This window comes from Kitasatospora sp. NPDC058046, from assembly GCF_042885595.1.
Taxonomy (GTDB): Bacteria; Actinomycetota; Actinomycetes; order Streptomycetales; family Streptomycetaceae; genus Kitasatospora.
This window is the reverse complement of record NZ_JBHVRS010000002.1, coordinates 306,699-327,384: the sequence shown is the minus strand read 5'-3', so window position 1 is coordinate 327,384 and position 20,686 is coordinate 306,699. Positions and strand designations below refer to the sequence as shown.

18 protein-coding genes are annotated in these 20,686 nt (G+C 72.7%); 11 read left to right on the top strand and 7 right to left on the bottom strand.

Translation table 11 applies throughout. From position 1 onward, the window contains the following. Positions 1–91 precede the first annotated feature (91 nt). Positions 92–1,132, top strand: a complete 1,041-nt coding sequence (gene glpX / locus ACFVU7_RS05695; RefSeq protein WP_049651720.1) for a class II fructose-bisphosphatase — start codon at positions 92–94, stop codon at positions 1,130–1,132. A gap of 132 nt (positions 1,133–1,264) precedes the next feature. Here the strand turns inward: glpX and ACFVU7_RS05690 are convergent, their stop codons facing one another. After that, complete coding sequence (locus tag ACFVU7_RS05690; protein ID WP_049651731.1) at positions 1,265–1,642, bottom strand: WhiB family transcriptional regulator; 378 nt, start codon at positions 1,640–1,642, stop codon at positions 1,265–1,267. 316 nt (positions 1,643–1,958) lie between these two features. Then, positions 1,959–2,729, bottom strand: coding sequence for a DUF1707 domain-containing protein (locus tag ACFVU7_RS05685; protein ID WP_234348375.1), 771 nt, complete (start codon positions 2,727–2,729; stop codon positions 1,959–1,961). 146 nt (positions 2,730–2,875) lie between these two features. Between ACFVU7_RS05685 and ACFVU7_RS05680 the strand changes: the two genes are divergently transcribed. From ACFVU7_RS05680 to ACFVU7_RS05670, 3 genes are all read left to right on the top strand, one after another. After that, entirely contained in the window at positions 2,876–4,543 is a 1,668-nt protein-coding gene (locus ACFVU7_RS05680) for a fumarate hydratase (protein ID WP_388044465.1), read from the top strand. Between the two features lie 150 nt (positions 4,544–4,693). Next, the gene (locus ACFVU7_RS05675) at positions 4,694–4,966 is read left to right on the top strand and encodes a type II toxin-antitoxin system Phd/YefM family antitoxin (RefSeq protein WP_074001332.1); all 273 of its coding nucleotides are present in this window, start codon (positions 4,694–4,696) and stop codon (positions 4,964–4,966) included. Beyond that, a complete protein-coding gene (locus ACFVU7_RS05670; protein ID WP_380778971.1) occupies positions 4,963–5,223 on the top strand; it encodes a Txe/YoeB family addiction module toxin in 261 nt (86 codons plus the stop codon). The genes ACFVU7_RS05675 and ACFVU7_RS05670 overlap by 4 nt, the downstream gene beginning before the upstream one ends. A 24-nt stretch (positions 5,224–5,247) precedes the next feature. Here ACFVU7_RS05670 and ACFVU7_RS05665 read toward each other — a convergent pair whose 3' ends face one another. Further along, positions 5,248–6,006 carry a GntR family transcriptional regulator gene (locus ACFVU7_RS05665; RefSeq protein ID WP_049651716.1) on the bottom strand — a complete coding sequence of 253 codons (759 nt, stop codon included), beginning with the start codon at positions 6,004–6,006 and terminating at the stop codon, positions 5,248–5,250. 137 nt (positions 6,007–6,143) lie between these two features. Here ACFVU7_RS05665 and ACFVU7_RS05660 point away from each other — a divergent pair, with 137 nt between their 5' ends. Continuing rightward, a complete protein-coding gene (locus ACFVU7_RS05660) occupies positions 6,144–6,419 on the top strand; it encodes a hypothetical protein (protein ID WP_074001331.1) in 276 nt (91 codons plus the stop codon). 183 nt (positions 6,420–6,602) lie between these two features. Here the strand turns inward: ACFVU7_RS05660 and ACFVU7_RS05655 are convergent, their stop codons facing one another. Next, on the bottom strand, positions 6,603–6,887 hold the full coding sequence (locus tag ACFVU7_RS05655) for a hypothetical protein (RefSeq protein ID WP_074001330.1): 285 nt from the start codon (positions 6,885–6,887) through the stop codon (positions 6,603–6,605). A 214-nt stretch (positions 6,888–7,101) separates the two neighbouring features. Between ACFVU7_RS05655 and ACFVU7_RS05650 the strand changes: the two genes are divergently transcribed. From ACFVU7_RS05650 to ACFVU7_RS05640, 3 genes are all read left to right on the top strand, one after another. Further along, positions 7,102–10,062: a BTAD domain-containing putative transcriptional regulator gene (locus ACFVU7_RS05650; RefSeq protein WP_074001329.1), complete on the top strand. Its 2,961-nt coding sequence runs from the start codon at positions 7,102–7,104 to the stop codon at positions 10,060–10,062. Between the two features lie 573 nt (positions 10,063–10,635). Continuing rightward, on the top strand, positions 10,636–11,307 hold the full coding sequence (locus tag ACFVU7_RS05645; protein ID WP_380737674.1) for a class I SAM-dependent methyltransferase: 672 nt from the start codon (positions 10,636–10,638) through the stop codon (positions 11,305–11,307). 83 nt (positions 11,308–11,390) lie between these two features. Continuing rightward, entirely contained in the window at positions 11,391–13,295 is a 1,905-nt protein-coding gene (locus ACFVU7_RS05640; RefSeq protein WP_388044462.1) for a SpoIIE family protein phosphatase, read from the top strand. Between the two features lie 52 nt (positions 13,296–13,347). Here ACFVU7_RS05640 and ACFVU7_RS05635 read toward each other — a convergent pair whose 3' ends face one another. Continuing rightward, positions 13,348–15,531: an MMPL family transporter gene (locus tag ACFVU7_RS05635; RefSeq protein ID WP_388044461.1), complete on the bottom strand. Its 2,184-nt coding sequence runs from the start codon at positions 15,529–15,531 to the stop codon at positions 13,348–13,350. 124 nt (positions 15,532–15,655) lie between these two features. Here ACFVU7_RS05635 and ACFVU7_RS05630 point away from each other — a divergent pair, with 124 nt between their 5' ends. Further along, positions 15,656–16,315 (top strand): TetR/AcrR family transcriptional regulator, encoded by a 660-nt coding sequence (locus tag ACFVU7_RS05630; protein ID WP_074001327.1) that lies wholly within the window; start codon positions 15,656–15,658, stop codon positions 16,313–16,315. Between the two features lie 13 nt (positions 16,316–16,328). Here ACFVU7_RS05630 and ACFVU7_RS05625 read toward each other — a convergent pair whose 3' ends face one another. After that, positions 16,329–17,279, bottom strand: a complete 951-nt coding sequence (locus tag ACFVU7_RS05625) for a LysR substrate-binding domain-containing protein (protein ID WP_082346232.1) — start codon at positions 17,277–17,279, stop codon at positions 16,329–16,331. 191 nt (positions 17,280–17,470) lie between these two features. On the opposite strand from ACFVU7_RS05625, the gene ACFVU7_RS05620 reads away from it, so the two are divergent. After that, positions 17,471–18,022 (top strand): peroxiredoxin, encoded by a 552-nt coding sequence (locus ACFVU7_RS05620; protein ID WP_074001325.1) that lies wholly within the window; start codon positions 17,471–17,473, stop codon positions 18,020–18,022. A 3-nt stretch (positions 18,023–18,025) separates the two neighbouring features. Next, complete coding sequence (locus tag ACFVU7_RS05615; RefSeq protein ID WP_049659817.1) at positions 18,026–18,568, top strand: alkyl hydroperoxide reductase; 543 nt, start codon at positions 18,026–18,028, stop codon at positions 18,566–18,568. Between the two features lie 96 nt (positions 18,569–18,664). Here ACFVU7_RS05615 and ACFVU7_RS05610 read toward each other — a convergent pair whose 3' ends face one another. Further along, positions 18,665–20,218, bottom strand: a complete 1,554-nt coding sequence (locus ACFVU7_RS05610) for an AI-2E family transporter (protein WP_388044460.1) — start codon at positions 20,216–20,218, stop codon at positions 18,665–18,667. Positions 20,219–20,686: the final 468 nt, after the last annotated feature.

Sequence of the window (20,686 nt, the reverse complement as noted above, 5' to 3'; positions counted from 1 at the left end):
GGGCAGATACGATCGCAATACCCTCACCACGGCGTTCGACCTGGCAGTAGTCGGGCGCTCACTGGTCGTCGCGTACAGAGAGGTAACGACGATGTCCACGCAGTACCCGCACCAGCTTCCCAGTGCCCTGGAGGTCGCGCCCGAGGCTCCGGACCGGAACCTCGCGCTCGAACTCGTCCGGGTCACCGAGGCGGCCGCGATGGCCGCCGGCCGGTGGGTCGGCCGGGGTGACAAGAACGGCGCGGACGGCGCCGCCGTGAAGGCGATGCGCACCCTCGTCTCGACCGTCTCGATGAACGGCGTCGTCGTCATCGGCGAGGGCGAGAAGGACGAAGCCCCGATGCTCTACAACGGCGAGCGGGTCGGCGACGGCACCGGCGCCGAGTGCGACGTCGCGGTCGACCCGGTGGACGGCACCACGCTGACCGCCAAGGGCATGAACAACGCGGTGGCCGTACTGGCCGTCGCCGACCGCGGCACCATGTTCGACCCCAGCGCCGTGTTCTACATGGACAAGCTGGTGGCCGGGCCGGAGGCGGCCGAGTTCGTCGACATCACCGCCCCGGCGGCGGTCAACATCCGCCGGGTCGCCAAGGCCAAGGGCAGCGCCGTCGAGGACGTCACCGTCGTGGTGCTCGACCGCCCGCGCCACGACGGCCTGGTCCGGGAGATCCGCGAGGCGGGCGCCCGGATCAAGTTCATCTCGGACGGCGACGTGGCCGGCGCCATCATGGCCGCCCGCGAGGGCACCGGCGTCGACCTGCTGATGGGCGTCGGCGGCACCCCGGAGGGCATCATCGCGGCCTGCGCGATGAAGTGCATGGGCGGCGTGATCCAGGGCCGGCTGTGGCCCAAGGACGACGCCGAGCGGCAGAAGGCCCTGGACGCCGGCCACGACCTGGACCGGGTGCTCACCACGGACGACCTGGTCAGCGGCGAGAACGTGTTCTTCGTCGCCACCGGCATCACCGACGGCGAGCTGCTGCGCGGCGTGCACTACCGCTCGGAGACCGCCACCACCAGCTCGCTGGTGATGCGCTCCAAGAGCGGCACCATCCGCGAGATCAACTCCACCCACAAGCTCTCGAAGCTGCGGGCGTACAGCGCGATCGACTTCGACCGCGCCAACTGAGCCCGGGCAGGCGGTAGCCCGGTCCGCCGGGCTACCGCCTACCGGGCCCCGCGGCGACGCGCTTCGCGGCCCCGGCGGAATCCCCCTCCGCCGGGGCCGCGGCGCACCGTCCTCCCGCTCTCGGGCCCGCCCTCACCCGGCTATCCGGCGCCGACCGGCCGCCGTCACCCGGGCCGCCTCGCGCAGCTCCGCGTCCCGGCGGCGGCGCCGGGCCAGCACCACCCGCCGCTCGGCGGCCGTCAGCCCGCCCCAGACCCCGTACGGCTCCGGCTGGGCCAGCGCGTGCTCGCGGCACTCCAGCAGCACCGGGCAGCGGGCGCAGACCTGCTTGGCCTGCTCCTCGCGCGACAGCCGGGCCGCCGTCGGCTCCTTGGAGGGCGCGAAGAACAGCCCCACCTCGTCCCGCCGACACGCGGCACCGGTGTGCCAGGGATTGTCCTCGCCCGCGGGGGAACCCGCCGGGCCGCCCGGGGGCTGCGGCTGCGGCCGGACGCCGGGCCGGCGCTCCAGGACCTGCGCGGCGGCGACTGGCGAGGTGGTGCGGGACTCGATCGGATGCAGCACGGCCGTACTCCTGACGAGGCTCTCGGACACGGGGACCCCTCGCTCCCCCGCCGGCTGCGAGCCCCCGCTGTCCAACCCCGGCACGGCCGCTCGGCCGCCTCCGGTGCGCAGCCGTCCAAGAAGCGATGTGCGGAAGGAACTACCCCGCTCGGCCGCGATTCATGCACACTGCACGCAATCGACTACGCAGAGCACTGGCCGCAACGCCGAGTGCCCGGCCGGGAGTTGGCTCCCGGCCGGGCACTGTGCAGGTCAACGACGGTCAGTCGGTGCCGAGTTGACGGCGCACCCACTCCTTCAGCTTCTTACCGCGGCGCGGCTTGGCCTCGCAACCGCCGAACAGCGCAAGGCCCTTGACCCGGACAACCGGAGCGTACGGGTCCGCCGCGGTCTGCTCGCGGACGTCGAAACCGCCGAAGATGCCGATGCCGGACCCCTGGAGGCTCACGTTCTCCGGGACCCGGATCTGGACCCCGCCGAAGATCGCCGTCACCGTGATCTCCACCTCGGGGGACTCGAACACGGCGTCGCTCAGGTCGATGTCCACGCCACCGAACGCGGTGAAGGCGCTCAGGTGCGAGCCCACCCGCCAGCGGCCCTTGCGGGACGCGCCGCCGAAGATCGCCACCACCGTCGGGGCCTCCTGGCGCGCCGGCTGCTGCGGCGGCGGCCCCTGCGGGGCGCTCAACGGCTGCTTCTCGAAGGACAGCGGGCGGGCCGGCAGGTCCCGGGTCAGCGGCGCGAGGTCGCCGAAGGTCTTCGAGGCGTACGCGGCCTCGATCCGCTCGGCGTGCTCGTCCGCGTCCAGGCGCCCCTCGGCGTAGGCGTCGCGCAGCAGCTCCGCGACCTTCTCGCGGTCGGCGTCGGAGACGCGCAGCTCCGCCTCCGCGGCCGGCGCGTGCGGCCGCGCCGCGGCCCCGGCCTCGGGCCTGAGTTCGGGTCTGCTCTCTGACTTGGGTTCGGGTTTGGTCATCGGTACGGGCGCCGGCACCGGCGGCTGCCCCGAATCGTCGTGCGACGGCGAGTTGTCCACGGGGTCAGCCTAGTCGCTCGCACTCCTGCGCGAGTGAGCCCGGTCACGCAAGGCTGCCCTGTCCGCATGCCGACTTCCGGCGGGTCCTACCCTGGATGGTGCTTCGCCGACGCAGCCGCACCACTGGACCCCTAAGGACCGCCCCGATGGCTCCCACGCCAGACTTCGAGTACAGCGACCTGCTCCCCCTGGGCGCTGACCCGACCCCGTACCGCAAGCTCACCTCCGAGGGCGTCTCCACCTTCGAGGCCGGCGGTCGCACCTTCCTCCAGGTCGAGCCCGAGGCGCTGCGGCTGCTGACGGCCGAGGCGATGCACGACATCTCGCACTACCTGCGCCCCGCCCACCTCGCCCAGCTGCGCCGCATCCTGGACGACCCGGAGGCCAGCCCCAACGACCGCTTCGTCGCGCTCGACCTGCTGAAGAACGTCAACATCTCGGCCGGCGGCATCCTCCCGATGTGCCAGGACACCGGCACCGCGATCGTCATGGGCAAGCGCGGCCAGAACGTGCTGACCTCCGGCGGCGACGACTCCGCCATCGCGCGCGGCGTGTACGACGCCTACACCAAGCTCAACCTGCGCTACTCCCAGATGGCCCCGGTGACCATGTGGGACGAGAAGAACACCGGCAACAACCTGCCGGCCCAGATCGAGCTGTACGCCACCGACGGCGACGCGTACAAGTTCCTGTTCATGGCCAAGGGCGGCGGCTCCGCCAACAAGTCGTACCTGTACCAGGAGACCAAGGCCATCCTGAACGAGGCGAGCATGCTCTCGTTCCTGGAGCAGAAGATCCGCTCACTGGGCACCGCGGCCTGCCCGCCGTACCACCTGGCCATCGTGATCGGCGGCACCAGCGCCGAGTTCGCGCTGAAGACCGCCAAGTACGCCTCGGCGCACTACCTGGACAACCTGCCGACCTCGGGCGACGCCAAGACCGGCCACGGCTTCCGCGACCTGGGGCTGGAGGCCAAGGTCACCGAGCTGACCCAGAAGATCGGCATCGGCGCCCAGTTCGGCGGCAAGTACTTCTGCCACGACGTGCGCGTGGTCCGCCTGCCCCGCCACGGCGCCTCGCTGCCGGTCGCGATGGCGGTCTCCTGCTCCGCCGACCGCCAGGCGCTCGGCAAGATCACCGCAGAGGGCGTCTTCCTGGAGCAGCTGGAGACCGACCCGGCGAAGTACCTGCCGGACACCACCGACGAGCACCTGGACGACGACGTGGTGCGCGTCGACCTCGACCAGCCGATGTCCGCGATCCGCGCCGAACTCTCCAAGTACCCGGTGAAGACCCGGCTCTCGCTCACCGGCACCCTGGTGGTCGCCCGCGACATCGCCCACGCCAAGATCAAGGAGCGCCTGGACGCCGGCCAGGGCATGCCCAAGTACCTCCAGGACCACCCGGTCTACTACGCGGGCCCGGCCAAGACCCCCGAGGGCTACGCCTCCGGCTCCTTCGGCCCCACCACGGCCGGCCGGATGGACTCCTACGTCGACCAGTTCCAGGCGGCCGGCGGCTCGATGGTCATGCTCGCCAAGGGCAACCGCAGCAAGCAGGTCACCGACGCCTGCGCCCAGCACGGCGGCTTCTACCTCGGCTCGATCGGCGGCCCGGCCGCCCGCCTCGCCCAGGACTGCATCAAGAAGGTCGAGGTGCTGGAGTACGCCGAGCTCGGCATGGAGGCGGTCTGGCGCATCGAGGTCGAGGACTTCCCGGCCTTCATCGTCGTCGACGACAAGGGCAACGACTTCTTCCGCGAGACCACCGAGGGCCCGCTGATCACCAGCCTGCGCGTCCGCTCCAAGGAGTAGCCCCGCGCGGGACCAACCCCGCACGCCCCCGAACCGCCCCGGCCGCCCCGCGCCCGGGGCGGTCTTCGTTCGCCTGTCGCATGGCATCCGGTACCGGAGACTCGTACCATTGCGGTACGGACATCCGGTACCCGAGTGGAAGGCCGTCCCATGGCGATCAGTGCGAGCGAGGCGCGCACGCAGCTCTTCCCGTTGATCAAGAAGGTCAACGACGACCACGCGCCGATAAGGATCACCTCCAAGGGCGGGGACGCCGTGCTGATGTCCGCGGAGGACTACGACTCCTGGCAGGAGACGATCCACCTCCTGCGCTCCCCCGCCAACGCGCAGCGGCTCATGGAGGCCGTCGCCCGCGACAGGGCCGGCCACCCCGGCGTCACCAGGACCATGGAGGAACTGGAAGCGCTGGCGGGTGAGGTGTGAGGAGCGTCCATTTCGACCCCGACGGCTGGGAGGACTTCCTGTTCCGGCTCGGGTCCAACCGGAAGATGGCTCAGCGGATCACCCGCCTGATCGGCGAGATCCAGCGGGACCCCTTCGACGGCATCGGGAAGCCCGAGCCGCTGAAGGGCGACCTGGCGGGCTACTGGTCGCGGCGGATCGACGACGAACACCGGCTGGTGTACCGGGCGGACGAGAAGGAGGTGAAGATCCTCAAGGCCCGCTACCACTACCAGTAGCAACCGCGGGCCGACCCACCCGGCTCAGGCGTCGAAGTCGTACTCCAGGACGTAGGAGGCGGCGTCCAGGATCATCTCGTTGAGCTCGACGACCTGGCCCTCGTCGGCGAAGGCGGTGCGGCAGATCAGGATGACCGGGGTGCCGGCGGACAGCTCCAGGCGGGCGGACTCGTCGGCGCCGGGCATCCGGGAGCGGACCTCCTCGCGGAAGTGCACGGGCTTGGCGCCGATCTCGGCGAGCCGGGCGTAGGTGCCGCCGGGGCCGGTGTCCTCGCGGGTGATGGCGGTGCCGGAGACCAGCACGGCGGGCAGGTAGGAGGTCGAGAGCAGCACCGGCTTGCCGTCCAGGACGAAGCGGCGGTGCCGCACGCACATCGGGGCGCCCGGGTCGACCCCGAGCACCCGGGCCACGTGCTCGGGCGCGCCCCGCTCGGTGACGGACACCTGGTCGACCACCAGGCTGCGGTTGTCGATGTCCGCCGACCATATCGACCGGCCGGACCCCCACTGCCCCTGCGCCAGCCGTTGGATGCCGCGCCGGCGCAGCGGCCGGAAGTCCCGGACGAACACCCCGGCGCCGCGCCGCGCCTCGGCGATGCCCTCGCTCTGCAGCACGCCCAGCGCCTGGCGGGCGGTCATCCGGGCCACGCCGTACTCGTCCATGAGGTCGTTCTCGCCGGGCAGGCGGTCGCCCGCGCGGTACCGGCCGGTGTCGATGGCCTCCTTCAGCGCTTCGGCGATCCGCTGGTACTTGGGCTGCTTGTCGCCATTGCTGCCGGTCATCGCCGCTCCCTCTGCCTGGGACAAATCGTAGGCGTGCCCGCGGTCGCCGGTAAGGAGATACGACCGTTGACATCTCTAGAGATATTAGCTTCTCTAGAGATGCTGGCCAGTCGCCGACCAGAGCGAGGAGCAGCACGGTGAGCACCCGACAGCGCAACGCCCCGGCCTACCGGCCCCACGTGGGTGAACTCGTCCTCGACCGGAGGACCGGACGCACCGGCATCTACATGGACACCATCGGCGGCGAGCACTACCTGCGCCCCGAGGGCGGCGGCCGGGAATGGGCCGCGGAACCGCACCACGTCGCCCCCGCCCCCGAGACCCGTGATTCAGCCGAATACGATCTTCCCCGCCAATTTCGGCAAAACGCAGACAAACGGCAGCATTCCGACCACCGCAATACCCCCGGGTGAATCGGTAATTCCGGAACGTGCCCCGGCCACCGTCGGGCACGTTACGGATATCGCCGGTCACCATGAGTGCACCACTGGTGCGTTTCGGCCACCGGTCGACACCGACGCGGAATTGGCGTGCCCATAACCGACCGCGCCCCCACGCCCGGACGGGGGCGCGGGGGCACCGGGGCCGCGACCCGCTTACGGGTGGCCCATGATGATGTTCTCCGGCTCGTACGTCTTGCTCGGCTTGCCGGTGGCCGGCTCGGTCGGCTGGTCCAGGTACTCGCCCTCGTCGCCGAACGTGCCGTTCTCGAACGCGTCCTTCTGCTCGTCGGTCGGCGCGGCGTACTCGGCCGGGTTCGAGGACACGGCCACCGCGTCCTCGACAGCCTTGCCCGCCTCCACAGCGGCGGCCGGGGCCTCGGTCTTCGTCCCGTTCTCGGGCGTCGACAGCACCGGGGTCTCGCTCTGGTCGTTGGCCATTGGGCGGCCGCCTTTCGGTCATCAAATGTGTTCAGCCCGACCTTCGTGGCGCGGGCGCGGGGACAGTATCGTAGGGTTGATTAAATGTCCGATAAACATCGTGCGGCTTGCGGTGCCGTCCGGCAGAGTCGGGCGTCCGCCTAAGCTGAAGCACCGCGGCGGACCGCCGAGCGCCCTTTCACGGAATCAACACCACAGGCCATCGGGGGACTTCATGGAGTTTCGGGAGACGCCGCAGACCCCTGCGCTGCGCTTCCAAGTCCTCGGTCCGGTCCAGGCCTGGCTCGACGGCAAGCCCCTCTCCCTCGGGTCCCCCCAGCAACAAGCCGTTCTGACCACTCTTCTGCTGCACTCCGGGCGCCCGGTCACCACGCAGGACCTGGTCGATTCGCTCTGGGGCGAACGGCCCCCGGCTCAGGCCGTGGCCGCACTCCGCACGTACGTCTCCCGTCTGCGCTCGGTCATCGAGCCCCGCCGGGAGGTCCGCAGACCAGCCGAACTCCTGGTCTCGGTCGCCGACGGCTACGCCCTGCGGATCCCCGGCGAGGCTCTCGACCTGGCAATCTTCGAACGGCTCTCCGCCGACGCCGCGGCCGCCCGCACCTCGGGCGACAAGCACGAGGCGCACCGACTGCTGACCCAGGCGCTGGACCTGTTCAGCGGCCGCCCGCTCACCGGCATCCCCGGCCCCTATGCCGACACCCAGCGGCTGCGGCTCGGCGAGCGCCAGGTGGACGCCGCCGAAGAGCTGTGCGCCGCCGCCCTCGACATCGGCCTGCACGCCGAGATCGTCGTCGAGCTCAACAACCTGACGACCGAGCACCCCCTGCGCGAGCGTCTGCGCGAGCTGCTGATGCTGGCGCTGTACCGCTGCGGTCGCCAGGCCGAGGCACTCGGCGTCTACACCGACACCCGCAAGCTCCTGATCGAGGAGCTCGGGGTGGAACCGGGCGTCGGCCTGTCCTCGATGCACAATCGCATCCTCGCGGCCGATCCGGCGCTCACCCTCCCGGCCGTACCCGCTCCCGCAGCTCGCGAGGACGGCCCGGCCGCGCCCCCCGCTCCAGCCCAACTCCCGGCTGACGTCTCCGACTTCAGCGGCCGTTTGAATCTGGTGGGCGACCTCTCCGCGGTCCTGATGAACGCCACCGGCCAGGCCGTGGTGGTGACCTCACTGGCGGGCATCGGCGGCGTCGGCAAGACCACCCTCGCCGTGCACGTCGCCCACCGCGTCCGCGCCGAGTTCCCGGACGGACAGCTGTACGTCGACCTGCGCGGAGCCGGCTCCTCGCCCGCCGACCCGGTGGTCGTGCTGGGCGACTTCCTGCACGCCCTCGGCGTCGCGGAGAGCCCCGACTCGCTGGAACAGCGCGCCGCCCTCTACCGTTCGCTGCTCGCCAGCCGACGGATGCTGATCCTGCTCGACAACGCGCGCGACGCCGACCAGATCCGACCGCTCATCCCCGGGGTCTCCGGCTGCGCGGTGCTCGCCACCAGCCGGTCCCGGCTGGCCGGCATCCCCGGCGCCCAGCTGTTCGACGTCGAGGAACTGACCCCGGAGGAGGCGCTGGCGCTGTTCTCGGCCATCGTCGGGGAGCAAAGGGTCGCCGCCGAGCCGGAGGCGGCCATGAAGGTCGTCACCGCCTGCGGCTTCCTGCCGTTGGCCGTCCGCATCGCCGCCGCCCGGCTGGCCAGCCGCCCGCGCTGGAGCGTCTCCGACCTGGCCCGTCGGTTAGCCGACCAACGCCGTCGGCTGGACGAACTCCAGCTCGGCAACCTCGCTGTGGAGACCACCATCGGGCTCGGCTACGGACAGCTGTCCGTGGACGAGGCCCGCGCCTTTCGGCTGCTCGCCCTGATCGACTCCCCCGATATCCCGCTGGCCGCCGCCGCGGCGCTGCTCGGGGTGGACGAGTACGCCGCCGAGGACCTCGCCGAGGCGCTGGTCGAGGCGAACATGCTGGAGTGCTTCACCCCCGGCCGCTACCGCTACCACGACCTGCTTCGGCTCTACGCCCAGCGGAAGAACGAGCGGATCGGGGACACCGGGGAGCAGGAGCGGGCGGTGTCGCGGCTGCTCGACCTGTTGATCCCGACCGTCCGCAACGCGGCCCGGACCATCGAACCGGACGACACCGAGCCCGAGCTGCTGGCCACGCCCTCCTCACCGGGAATGGGCCTGCCGACCAGCGGCTCCGCCCAGGACTGGCTCCGGACCGAGGGCGCCCTGCTGCTCAACGCCATGGCCGCGGCGGCGAACGGGCCCAGCAGCGCCCAGCACGCGGCGATCGACCTGCTGATCCTGCTGTACGGTCTCGGCCCCGACCCCACCCACGGTCCTCAGGTACGGCCGATCCTGGAGACCCTCGGCCACGCGGCGGAGCAGCGCGGCGACTCCGCCGCACTCGCGCGGGTCCATTTCGCCCTCGGCGCCCTGAAGTCCGTCACCAGCGACTTCCAGAACGCCGAACACTCACTGCGCCGCAGCCTCGACCACCAGGCTCCGGACGACCCGTCGGTCCTGCTACTGGCCACGGCCAACACGCTGGGCGTGATCCTGAGCGTGGGGAACCGCCCGGCCGAGGCCCTGCCCTTCCTCGAACAAGCCCTGGCCATCAACCGGCAGGTCGGTACGGCGTTCGGGGAAGCGCGGATCGTCAGCAACATCGCCCGGGTGCAGCACCGCCTCGGCATGACCGAGACGGCGATCCGGTCCGCCGGTGAAGGCGTCGCCGCCGCCCGGGCCTCCAAGAACGGCCCGCTGCTCGCCCAGACCCTCTACCAGCTGGGCGTGGTGCTCTCCGGTGCCGAGGCCGTCCCGCACCTGCGGGAGGCGCACCGGCTGTACCGGGCCCAGCGGAACCCACTGTGGGAGGGCTACACCCTGGCCCGCTTGGCCTCCGCCCTGCTCGTCGCCGACCAGCACGCCGAGGCGGCCTCGGCGGCCGGCGAGTCACTGGCGCTCGGGCAGGAGATGGACTCCGCCTACTGCCAGGGCCTGGCGAACGCCGCACTGGGCGAGGCCCTGTTGGCGCTCGCCCAGCCGGCTCGTGGACTCGCCTGCCTCCAAGAGGCCCATGCGATCTTCACACGGCTCGGTGTGCCTGAGGCCTCCCCCGTGGCGGACCTCATCTCCCAGCAGCACACCGAGCCCTTCTCTCCCCCCGCGCCGTAAGGCTTCCGCTCCCCCACGGACAACCTCCCCCGTTCCGCGCGTCGGCGCCCCCGCAGCCCCCCGGCTGCGGGAGCGCCCTCAACGCTTCCCCGGCGCTGGACTCCACTGTGCACCGCGCCGATTGACGTTCGATAAACGTCCGATAGTCAGCCCGCGGATGGACAAAACCGCAGGTCATCGACCTTCCCCGGGCGCATCGTCCGGCGTGCGGGGCCGCGCGCACAACCCCGTCCGCACCCTCGTGCTTCCGCAACCCGGGCCACAACGGCCCAAGCACGGCGAGTTGGCCGGAAACGGACCCCATGGCGCAGTGATCACGCATATTCTCAGATGCCAGTACGCACACGAGTGTCGGCCGGAAACGCGTCGGGGTGCAGTCCGTCCGTGTGGTGCGGAGAGCGTGACGTACCGCCACCGGCAGCGGCCCCCGGGGCCGCGGAGGAGCCACCGGAGGCCACGGGTGGAAGGGTGCCTCGCAACGTGACGACCGGACAGATATCCGACCCGTTCCCCGTCGGCGAGGACGCCGGCGACGACGAGCCCGAGGTACGGCGGCGGCGGGCGGCCCGGGCGCTGCAGGCGGTCGCCTTCGACACCATCGGCGCCGGGTACGGCGAGGCCTTCCCGGCCAAGGACGGCCAGCTGGCCTGCGGCCGTCGGCTGGTCGCCGAGCTCGAACCGGGCGCCCGGGTGCTGGACGTCGGCTGCGGCACCGGTGACCCGACCGTCCGCCAGCTGGCCGCGGCCGGTCTGCGGGTGACCGGCGCGGACCTCTCCGACGGGATGCTGACGCTGGCCCGGCGGACCGTCTTCCCGGGCGGGTTTGCGCCAGTGTTCCATCGGATCGACCTGTACGATCTGGCCACCGAGCGGGCGGACCGGGTCTGGAACGCCCCCGACCTGGGGTCGGAGGGCCGGGGCCGCTTCGCCGCGATCACCGCGTTCTTCTCGCTGATCCTGCTGCCGCAGGACGAGATCCCGACCGTGCTGGGGCAGCTGCGCGAACTCCTGCGGCCGGCCGGACTGCTGGCGCTCGGTATGGTCGAGGCGGACCTGGATCACGTTCCGCTTCCGTTCCTTGGCAGAGAGCTGCGGATCAGTGGGTATCTGAGGGAGGATCTGGAGCGGGTTCTGGTCTCGGCCGGCTTCGCCGTCGAGGAGTGCTCGGGGCATCCGTACGCACCGGCCAGTACCTCGCTGCCGCCGGAGGAACAGCTGTTCCTGTGCTGTCGACGCGTCGGCTGATCGAACCGGGACAGGACCGGCCGCACCCGTGGCCGACGCAACAGAACAGCTCACCGACCACACCGAATCCAGGACAGGCAGCCGTGCGCGACCAGCTCAAGACCGAGGCGGAGCAGCCGCCCGCCGTCCCGGGCCAGCGCCGCCAGGTCCCGGCCGCGACAGCGGGCCCGACACCGCCGGCCCCGGGCCTGACCGCGGCCCCGGTCCCGGCAGCGGCCCCGTCCGCCGCGCGACGGACGGGCGCACGACCGGAGCGCACCGAGATGGCGGACCGCCTGGCGTACCTCGACTCGGCGACCCGGCGGATCAACAGCGCCCTCGACCTCGCCGCGACGCTGCGCAACATCGGCCGGGTGCTGGTCCCGACGCTCGCCGACGCCGCCGTCATCCACCTGCGCGACCCGCTGCCCAACGTCGAACGCGAACCCGGGTTCCCGGAGGAGCTGCGGATACACCACAGCACCGGCACCCGGATCGGCCGCCGCGGCCGCCCGAGCGGCATGGACGACCGGCGCCGCTCCCGCTACGGCGCCCGCTCGACCGCCGACGGCGGCCCGGCCACCCCGGTGACCCGCGGCGGGGCGCTCGCCCACGCCCTGCTGAGCCGCCGCCCCGCCGACCCCGCCGTCCTCGGCACCCCCTCCGCCGAGCGCGCCGAGACGCTGCTGCGCGAGCTGTACGGCACCCGCGGGGTGGCCCGGCTGGCCGCCGGCACCTCCGTCCTCGCCCTGCCGCTGCGCGGCCGCAAGGCCGTGCTCGGGCTGCTGATACTGATCCGCCGCCCTCCCGAACGCACCGGCCGCCCGGTCTTCGACGCCGCGGACACCGCGACCGCGGCGCACCTCGCCACCCAGGCCGGGCTGGCCGTGGACACCGCGCTGCGCTACGCCCGCGAGTGGGAGATCGCCAACGAGCTCCAGCGCAGCATGCTGCCGCTGCGCCTGCCGCAGTCGCACGGCGTCCGGATCGCCCAGCGCTACCTGCCCGGTGAGCGCGGCGCGCAGGTCGGCGGGGACTGGTACGACGCCGTCCCGCTGCCCGGCAACCGGGTCGCCCTGATCGTCGGCGACGTGATGGGCCACTCGCTCACCTCGGCCGCCATCATGGGCCAGCTGCGCACCAGCGCCCAGACCCTGGCCGCCCTCGACCTGCCGCCGCACGAGGTGCTCTACCACCTGGACGAGCAGGCCCAGCGGCTCGGCCGCGAGCAGCACCTGGCCACCTGCGTCTACGCGGTGTACGACCCGATCGCCAACCGGGTGGTGATGGCCAACGCCGGGCACGTCCCGCCGGTGCTGGTCCGCCCGGACGGCACCGCCGAACTGGTCGAGCTGGACTCCGGGGCGCCGATCGGCGTCGGCGGGGTGGACTTCAACTCCGTCGAACTGCCCGCGCCGCCCGGCTCGGCGCTGCTGCTGTTCACCGACGGCCTGGTGGAGACCCGCACCCGCCCGATCAGCGACGGCCTGGAGGTGCTGCGCGCCCGGATCGCCGCCGCCCGCTGGCAGTCCCCCGAGCAGCTGTGCCAGGAGGCGCTGCGGATCCTGCCGCCCGGCGACCGGGGCGACGACATCGCGCTGCTCGGCGCCTGCTTCGACGGCATCCCGGCCGGGGACGTCGCGCACTGGTACCTCCAGCCGCGCAACGAGACGCCGGGCCGGGCCCGCCGGCTGGCCGCGCACACACTGCGCCGCTGGGGGCTGGACGAGCTCAGCGAGGCGACCGAGCTGATGGTCAGCGAGCTGGTGACCAACGCCGTCCAGCACGCGACCCGGCCGGTCACCCTGAGCCTGGTGCGCACCACCCGGCTGCGCTGCGAGGTCGGCGACGACAGCCCGCTGCTGCCGCGCCCGCGCCGCACCGGGCCGGAGGACGAACGCGGGCGCGGGCTGCAGATAGTCGCCCGGTGCGCGGACCGCTGGGGCGCGACCAGGCTGGGCACCGGCAAGGTGGTCTGGTTCGAGCAGCGGCTGCCCGTCCAGACCTGACGGCGCCCGGCGGGAACGGGTCCCGCCGGACGCCCGGACCTGCCCCCGGGTCTCAGACCCGGGCGGGCTCCCGCGCCGGCCCCTTCTCCAGCTCGGCGATCAGCTGCTCGCCCTCCATGTCGACCTTCGGCACGACCTTCTCCAGCCGCTTCGGGAACCACCAGGCGGCCCGGCCGAACAGCGCCATCGCGGCCGGCACCAGCGCCATCCGCACCACGAAGGCGTCCACCAGCACGCCCACCGCGAGGGCGAAGCCGATCGGCTGGACGATCGGGTCGTGGCCGAAGACGAACGAGCCGAACACCGCCACCATGATCAGCGCGGCCGCCGTGACCACCCGGGCCCCGTTCTTCACCCCGCCGACGACCGCCTCGCGCGGCGCCGCCCCGTGCACGTGCTGCTCCTTCATCCCGGAGACCAGGAACAGCTCGTAGTCCATCGCCAGCCCGAACAGCACGCCGATCAGCAGGATCGGCACGAAGCTCACCACCGGCCCGACCTTGGGCACGTCGATCAGCCCGTCCAGCCAGCCCCACTGGTAGACCGCGACCACCGCGCCGAGCGAGGCGGTGATGCTGAGCAGGAAGCCGGCCACCGCCTTGAGCGGGACGAGCACCGAGCGGAACGCCAGCGCCAGCAGCACCAGCGCGATCCCGACGATCACCGCGAGGAACAGCGGCAGCGCCTGGCCGAGCTTGGTGGAGACGTCGATGTTGGCGGCGGTGGTGCCGGTGACGGCGATGTCCGCGCCGGTCGCCGCCCTGAGCTCCGCCTTCTGGCCGCGGATCTCGTTGACCAGCGCCTTGGTGTCCTCGTGGTCCGGGCCGGTCCGCGGGATGACGGTCACCAGCGCGGTGCCGCTCGCCTGGTCGACGGTCGGCGGCAGCAGCGTCGCCACGCCGTCGAGGGTCTGGAGCTTCGCGGCCACGCCCTGCACCGCCTGCTCGGGCCGCGGCGCGCCGTGGGCGTCCACCACGACCACCAGCGGCGCGTTGAAGCCCGGCCCGAAGGCCTCGCCCACCAGGTCGTACGCCTTGCGCGCGTCCGTCCCGGCGGCCTGCGAACCGCCGCTCGGCAGGCCGAGGTTCAGGCTCGCGGCGGGCACCGCCAGGGCGCCCAGTCCGGCCAGCCCGACCAGCAGGACGGGCAGCGGGCGGCGGACCACGAAGCGGCCCCAGCGCTCGCCCAGGGTGGTGCGGCCGTTGGTGGCCAGGGCCCGCTTCCAGACCGGCAGCCGGTCGATGGCGCGGCCGGTGAAGCCCAGCACGGCGGGCAGCAGCGTGATCGCGACCAGGACGGCCACCACGACGGCCGCGGAGGCGGCCAGGCCCATCACGGTGAGGAAGGGGACGCCCGCGACGGAGAGCCCGGCGAGCGCGACGACCACGGTCAGACCGGCGAAGACGACGGCGCTGCCGGCGGTCGCGGTGGCCCGGGCGGCGGCCTCCTCCGGCGCCAGGCCCTCGTCCAGGTGGCGGCGGTACCGGAAGAGGATGAACAGCGCGTAGTCGATGCCGACCGCGAGGCCGACCATCAGGGCCAGCACCGGCGCGGTGGTGATGATCTCGAAGGAGCCGGTGAGCGCCAGCAGGCCGGCCATCGTCACGCCGACGCCGACCAGCGCGGTCAGCAGCGGCAGCCCGGCGGCGACCAGCGTGCCGAGGGTGACCACCAGGACCACCCCGGCCACCACCAGGCCGATCGCCTCGCTGGCGCCCTCGATCTGGGCCATGGTGTTGTAGGCGTCGCCGCCGAAGGCCACCTCCAGGCTGGCCGCGCGGGCCGGCTCGGCGGCGGCCTTCACGGCCTCGCGCTGCCCGTCGGTGACGTCGGCGAGCTTGTGGTCGAAGGAGACCAGGGCGATCGCGACCTTCCCGTCCGGCGAGAGAGCGCCGGTGGCGTACGGGTCGGGCACCGCGGCCACGCCCGGCACCTGGGCCATCCGGGCGACGGCCTCGCCGACCGCCCGGCCCGCCTCGGGCGTCCCGATGCCGCCGGGGGCGCCGGCGGCGAAGACGACCTGCGCGGAGCCGTGGCCCTGCGCCGGGAAGGTGTCCTTGATCCGGTCCAGGGTGGCCTGCGCCTCGGTGCCCGGGACCTTGAACTCGTCGGTGGTCTTGCCGGCGAAGGCGCCCGCGGCCCCGCCGACGGCGATGAGCAGGGCGATCCAGACGGCGACGACGGCCCGCCGTCGCCGGAAGCAGAAGCGGCCCAGTCGGTACAGGTACGTGGCCATCGGCGGTCCCTCGGGTCGGTCAGGGCAGGTCGCGTCCCACCGTAGACCGAACTTTGTCGGGTGACAAAGTTGGCCGACAAGATCGTGCGACGCAGTTGCCCGACCATGGCGCTACCCTGGCGGGATGGCACACGTCCCCGCCTCCGAACGCCGACCGCAACTGGTCCAGGCCGCCATCGACCTGATGACCAGGGAGGGGATCGCGGCCGGCAGCACCCGCGCGATCGCGGCCGAGCTGGGCGTGGCGCAGGCGACGGTGCACTACACCTTCGGCACCAAGAAGGACCTCTACCGGGCGATCGTCGAGCGGCTGACCTCCGACTTCGTCGGCGAGGTGCGCGCCGCCTCCCCGGGCGACGGCGCGTTCGGCGAGCAGGTCCGCACCCTGGTGCAGGCGCTCTGGGAGGCCGCCACCGGCGAGCACGGGCACTGCGTGCTGCTGAGCGAGTTCGGGGCGCTGGCGCTGCGCGACCCGGACATGCGGGAGATCATGCTGGAGATGCAGCACGACATCGAGGGCACCGCCGTCGAGATGCTCGACGCCCTCGCGGCCGCCCACGGCCTGACCCTGGCACTGCCCGCCCGCCGGATCGCCGTCCACTTCCTCGGCGGCTTCGACGGCCTGACGGCCCGCCACCTGACCCTGCGCAACCCCGGCGACCGGCCCGACCCGGACACCCTGGAGGCGCTGGAGCTGCTGGTCGCCACGACGGTCGGGCTCTGCCTGGGCACCCCGGCCGCCCGCCCCGAGCCGGGCTGGCACGGGGACCGGGACGGGCTCTGAGCCGGGACTGGCCCTAGGACACGATCCGGACCGGCAGCTCGACCAGCACCTCGCGCAGCGCGGCCGCGAAGCGCTCGTACTCGGCGCTGCGGGCCGAGCCCGGCCGGACGGCCAGCCCGATCCGGCGGCCGGGCGCCGGGGCGGCGAAGCGGACGGCGGCCAGCCGGTCGGTGCGCCCGGCCTCGACGTCCAGTGCGGTGGCGGGCAGCAGGGTCACCCCGAGGCCGCCGGCGACCAGCTGGACCAGGGTGGACAGGCCGGCCGCGCGGGTGGTCGAGCCCGCCGGGTCGGCGCCGACCTCGCGGCAGATGTCCAGCGCCTGGTCGCGCAGGCAGTGGCCCTCCTCCAGCAGCAGGACCTCCAGGTCGAGCAGCACGTCGCGCGGCACGTCGATCCTCCCGGCGAGCGGGTGGGTGGGCGGCGTGAGCAGGACGAAGTCCTCGTCGAACAGCGGGATGTCCCTGGTCGGCGAGGTCCCGCCGGCCGGCAGCGCGAGCAGCAGGACGTCCAGCCGCCCGGCGGCCAGGCCCTCCAGCAGCGAGGGGGTGCGCTCCTCGTGGACGTGCGGCTCCAGGTCCGGGAAGCGGTCGCGGACCAGCCGCAGCACGGTGGGCAGCAGGTAGGGCGCGACGGTCGGGATGACGCCCAGGTGCAGCGGCCCGGTGAACGGGCGGCGGGCGGCCTCGACCTCCTCGGTGAGGGCCTGCAGCGAGGCGAGCACCCGGCGGGCATGCTGGTGCACGCGCTCCCCCAATGGGGTGACAATCACCTTGCGCGTCGTACGCTCGACCAGTTGTGCGCCCAGCGACTCCTCCAGCGCCGCGACCGCCCCGGACAGCGCGGGCTGGCTGGTCCCGGTGGCGGCGGCGGCCTCCCGGAAGTGCCGGTGCTCGGCCACCGCGACGAAGGCCCGCAGCTGGGCGACGGTCGGGGTGCGAGGGCTGCGGACTGTGGCGCTCGCCACAGTCGGGTCGGCCTTCGTGCCGCCGTTCCTGCGGGAACCCGGCCGCGACGTGGGGGATTCGTTACTGATAACAATCTCCGATCAGACACATCCAGTGTAGCTATTTCCCTGATCAGTCCACGATGTGGAACTGTGAGCGGTGTCCGGATTCCGGACAAAGCTCCCCTCATCTCACTTCAGGAGAAGCGAACGTGCTCACGATCGGTGACAAGTTCCCCGAGTTCGACCTCAAGGCCTGTGTCGACCTGGATGCCGCGAGCGCCTTCGCCGACATCGACCACAAGTCCTACGAGGGCAAGTGGAAGGTCGTCTTCTTCTGGCCGATGGACTTCACCTTCGTCTGCCCGACCGAGATCGCCGCGTTCGGCAAGCTGAACGACGAGTTCGCCGACCGCGACGCCCAGATCCTCGGCGTCTCCGGCGACTCCGAGTTCGTGCACCACGCCTGGCGCAAGGACCACAAGGACCTGCGCGACCTGCCCTTCCCGATGCTGGCCGACATCAAGCACGAGCTGATGCGCGCCTGCGGCGTCGAGGGCGAGGACGGCACCGCCCAGCGCGCCGTCTTCATCGTCGACCCGAACAACGAGATCCAGTTCGTCATGGTCACCGCCGGCTCCGTCGGCCGTAACCCCAAGGAGGTCCTGCGGGTGCTGGACGCCCTGCAGACCGACGAGCTGTGCCCGTGCAACTGGAACAAGGGCGAGGACACCCTCGACGCCCAGGCCCTGCTGGCGGGCTGACCCATGGCTCTCGACGACCTGAAGGCCGCCCTCCCGGACTACGCCAAGGACCTCAAGCTCAACCTGGGCTCGGTCATCGGCAACTCCGACCTCCCCGCCCAGCAGCTCTGGGGCACCGTGCTGTCCTGCGCGATGGCCACCCGCAGCCCCGGCCTGCTGCGCGAGCTGGAGCCCGAGGCCAAGGCCAACCTCTCCCCAGAGGCGTACACCGCCGCCAAGGGCGCGGCCGCGATCATGGGGATGAACAACGTCTACTACCGGACGCTGCACCTGCTCTCCGACAAGGAGTACAGCACGATGCGGGCCGGTCTGCGGATGAACATCATCGGCACCCCGGGCGTCGAGAAGGTCGACTTCGAGCTCTGGTGCTTCGCGGTCTCGGCCATCAACGGCTGCGGCCAGTGCCTCGACTCGCACGAGGCCGTGCTGCGCAAGGCCGGCGTCGAGCGCGAGGTCGTCCAGGCCTCGATGAAGATCGCCGCCGTCCTCCAGGCCGTGGCCGGCGTCCTCGACTCCGAGGCCGCCCTGGCGGACGTCACCGCCTGACCCACCCCGGCACCCCGACGGGCCCCTCCCGGACACCATGTCCGCGAGGGGCCCGTCGTCGTTCTCCCGCGCCGGTCGCCCCGGCACGGCGGGGGGTCAGTCGGTGGCGGGCGCGGCCGACGGGGCGGGGTGGGCGGCCGCGGTGCGCTCGGCGGCGGGTTCGGCCGTGCGCCCCGCCGTGCGCTCGGCGGCCTCACGGGCGGCTTCGAGCGCGGTGAAGACGGCCTGGCCGGCCTCGTTGCGACGGCGCAGGTGGGCGACCACGGTGTTGGTGACGGCGATCAGCGGGACGGCGACCACCGCGCCGCCGATGCCGCCGATGATGCCGCCGGCCGCGACGCCGAGCACGACGCCGAGCGGGTGGACCCGGACGGCCCGGCCGAGGATCAGCGGTTGGAGGATGTGGCTCTCCACCTGCATCACCGCGACCAGCACCACCAGCACCATCAGCGCCGTCCACGGCCCCTGGGTGACCAGCGCGATCAGTACCGCCACGGTGCCGGTGATCAGCGCGCCGACCAGCGGGACGAAGGCGCCCAGGAAGATGATCACGGCCAGCGGCAGCGCCAGCGGCACGCCCAGCAGGTCGACGCCGATGCCGATGCAGAGCGCGTCGATGAAGGCCACGCAGACCGTGCCGCGCACGTAGGCGGTGAGCGTCGCCCAGGCCTTCGGGCCGGCCCCGGCCATCGCGAACCGGGAGTGCCGGGGCAGGCCGCGCAGCGCCCAGTTCCAGATCTTCGCACCGTCGTAGAGGAAGAAGAAGGTGGTGAAGAAGGTCATCAGCAGCGCGGTCAGCACCTCGACGGCGATCTGCGCGCCGGTGATCGAGGCCGAGGTGAGCTGATCGGTGTTGGTGGTGATGGCCTTGGTGATCTGGTTGGCGAAGTCGGTGATCTGCTGCTGGGTCAGGTGCAGCGGCCCGGTGACCAGCCAGTCCCGCAGCTGGTTGACGCCGGTCTTCACCTGGGTGGTGACGTCCGAGAGGTTGGTCGACACCTGCCAGACGACGAACCAGCCGACCAGCCCGATCCCGGCCAGACCGCTCAGGAAGACCCCGCCCGCCGCCAGCGAGCGCGGCACCCCGTGCCGGCGCAGCCAGGAGACCGAGGGCTCCAGCAGCGCGGTGATCAGCAGCGAGGCCAGCACCGAGAAGGCCACCAGCCGCAGCATGTCGACCACGTAGAAGACGACGTAGAGCGCGGCGCCGAGCAGCAGCAGCCGCCAGGTCGACTCGGCGGCCACCCGCAGGCCCCACGGCACCGCCTCGGCGGGGGTGGCCGGGCGGCCGGGGTGGTACTCCCGCCCGAGCCCGACGTGCGCGGCCGGGGCGGCCGGGGCCGGTTGGGCCGCCGGAGCCGGCGGAGCAGGCGCGGCGGACGGCGGGACCGGCTCGGCCGCCGGGGCCGGGTCGGCCTGCGGCACCGGAACGGCCCGCGGGACCGGGACGGGGCCCGGCGCCTCGACGAGTGCCGGGACGTGCCCGTCCACGAGCGCCGGCACCGGCCCTTCGGCCAGTGCCGGGAGTGCCGGTTCGTGCGGGTCGGCCGCCATCGCGGCACGCCGGCGCCGTTCGATCACGGCGGCCGCGCTCGCCACCACGGCCATGCCCTTGGCCACGGCCTTGAAGGCCTTTCCGCCCCGCGCCATCCTCGCTACCACCGCTCCCCTGCCGAACCCGCCGTGTCCGGCGGTACGCCGCGGGTCCTGCCGCGGCCGTCAGGGATGACGCTACCCGCCGGAGGAGCGGCGAGTCCGGTCGCCGGTCCGTTCGACTCGAACCGTCCATCCCGGTGAACCGGACAAAACGCAAGGTTCCATGCGGTTTCGGACACGGTTCACCGGGGAGGAGTCGGGACGAGACCCCGGAACCCAGCCGCCGAGGTCGCCCCACGGCCAACCGCCGGCGGACCGGCCGGTGCGGGGAGCAACCAGGACCCCTCCCCGCGCCCCGCGTCCGCAACCGGGGCCGCACCGCCCGAGGGCGCACTGGTCAGCGCCGCCCGGGCGGCGCGGTCCGCCCCCTCGCCGCGAACCGGAGAACCGCCGAACCGGAGAACGTCCTGGCCGGAGAACGCCACGGCCCCCGGTCGCTCGCCCGAGGAGGGCGAACGGCCG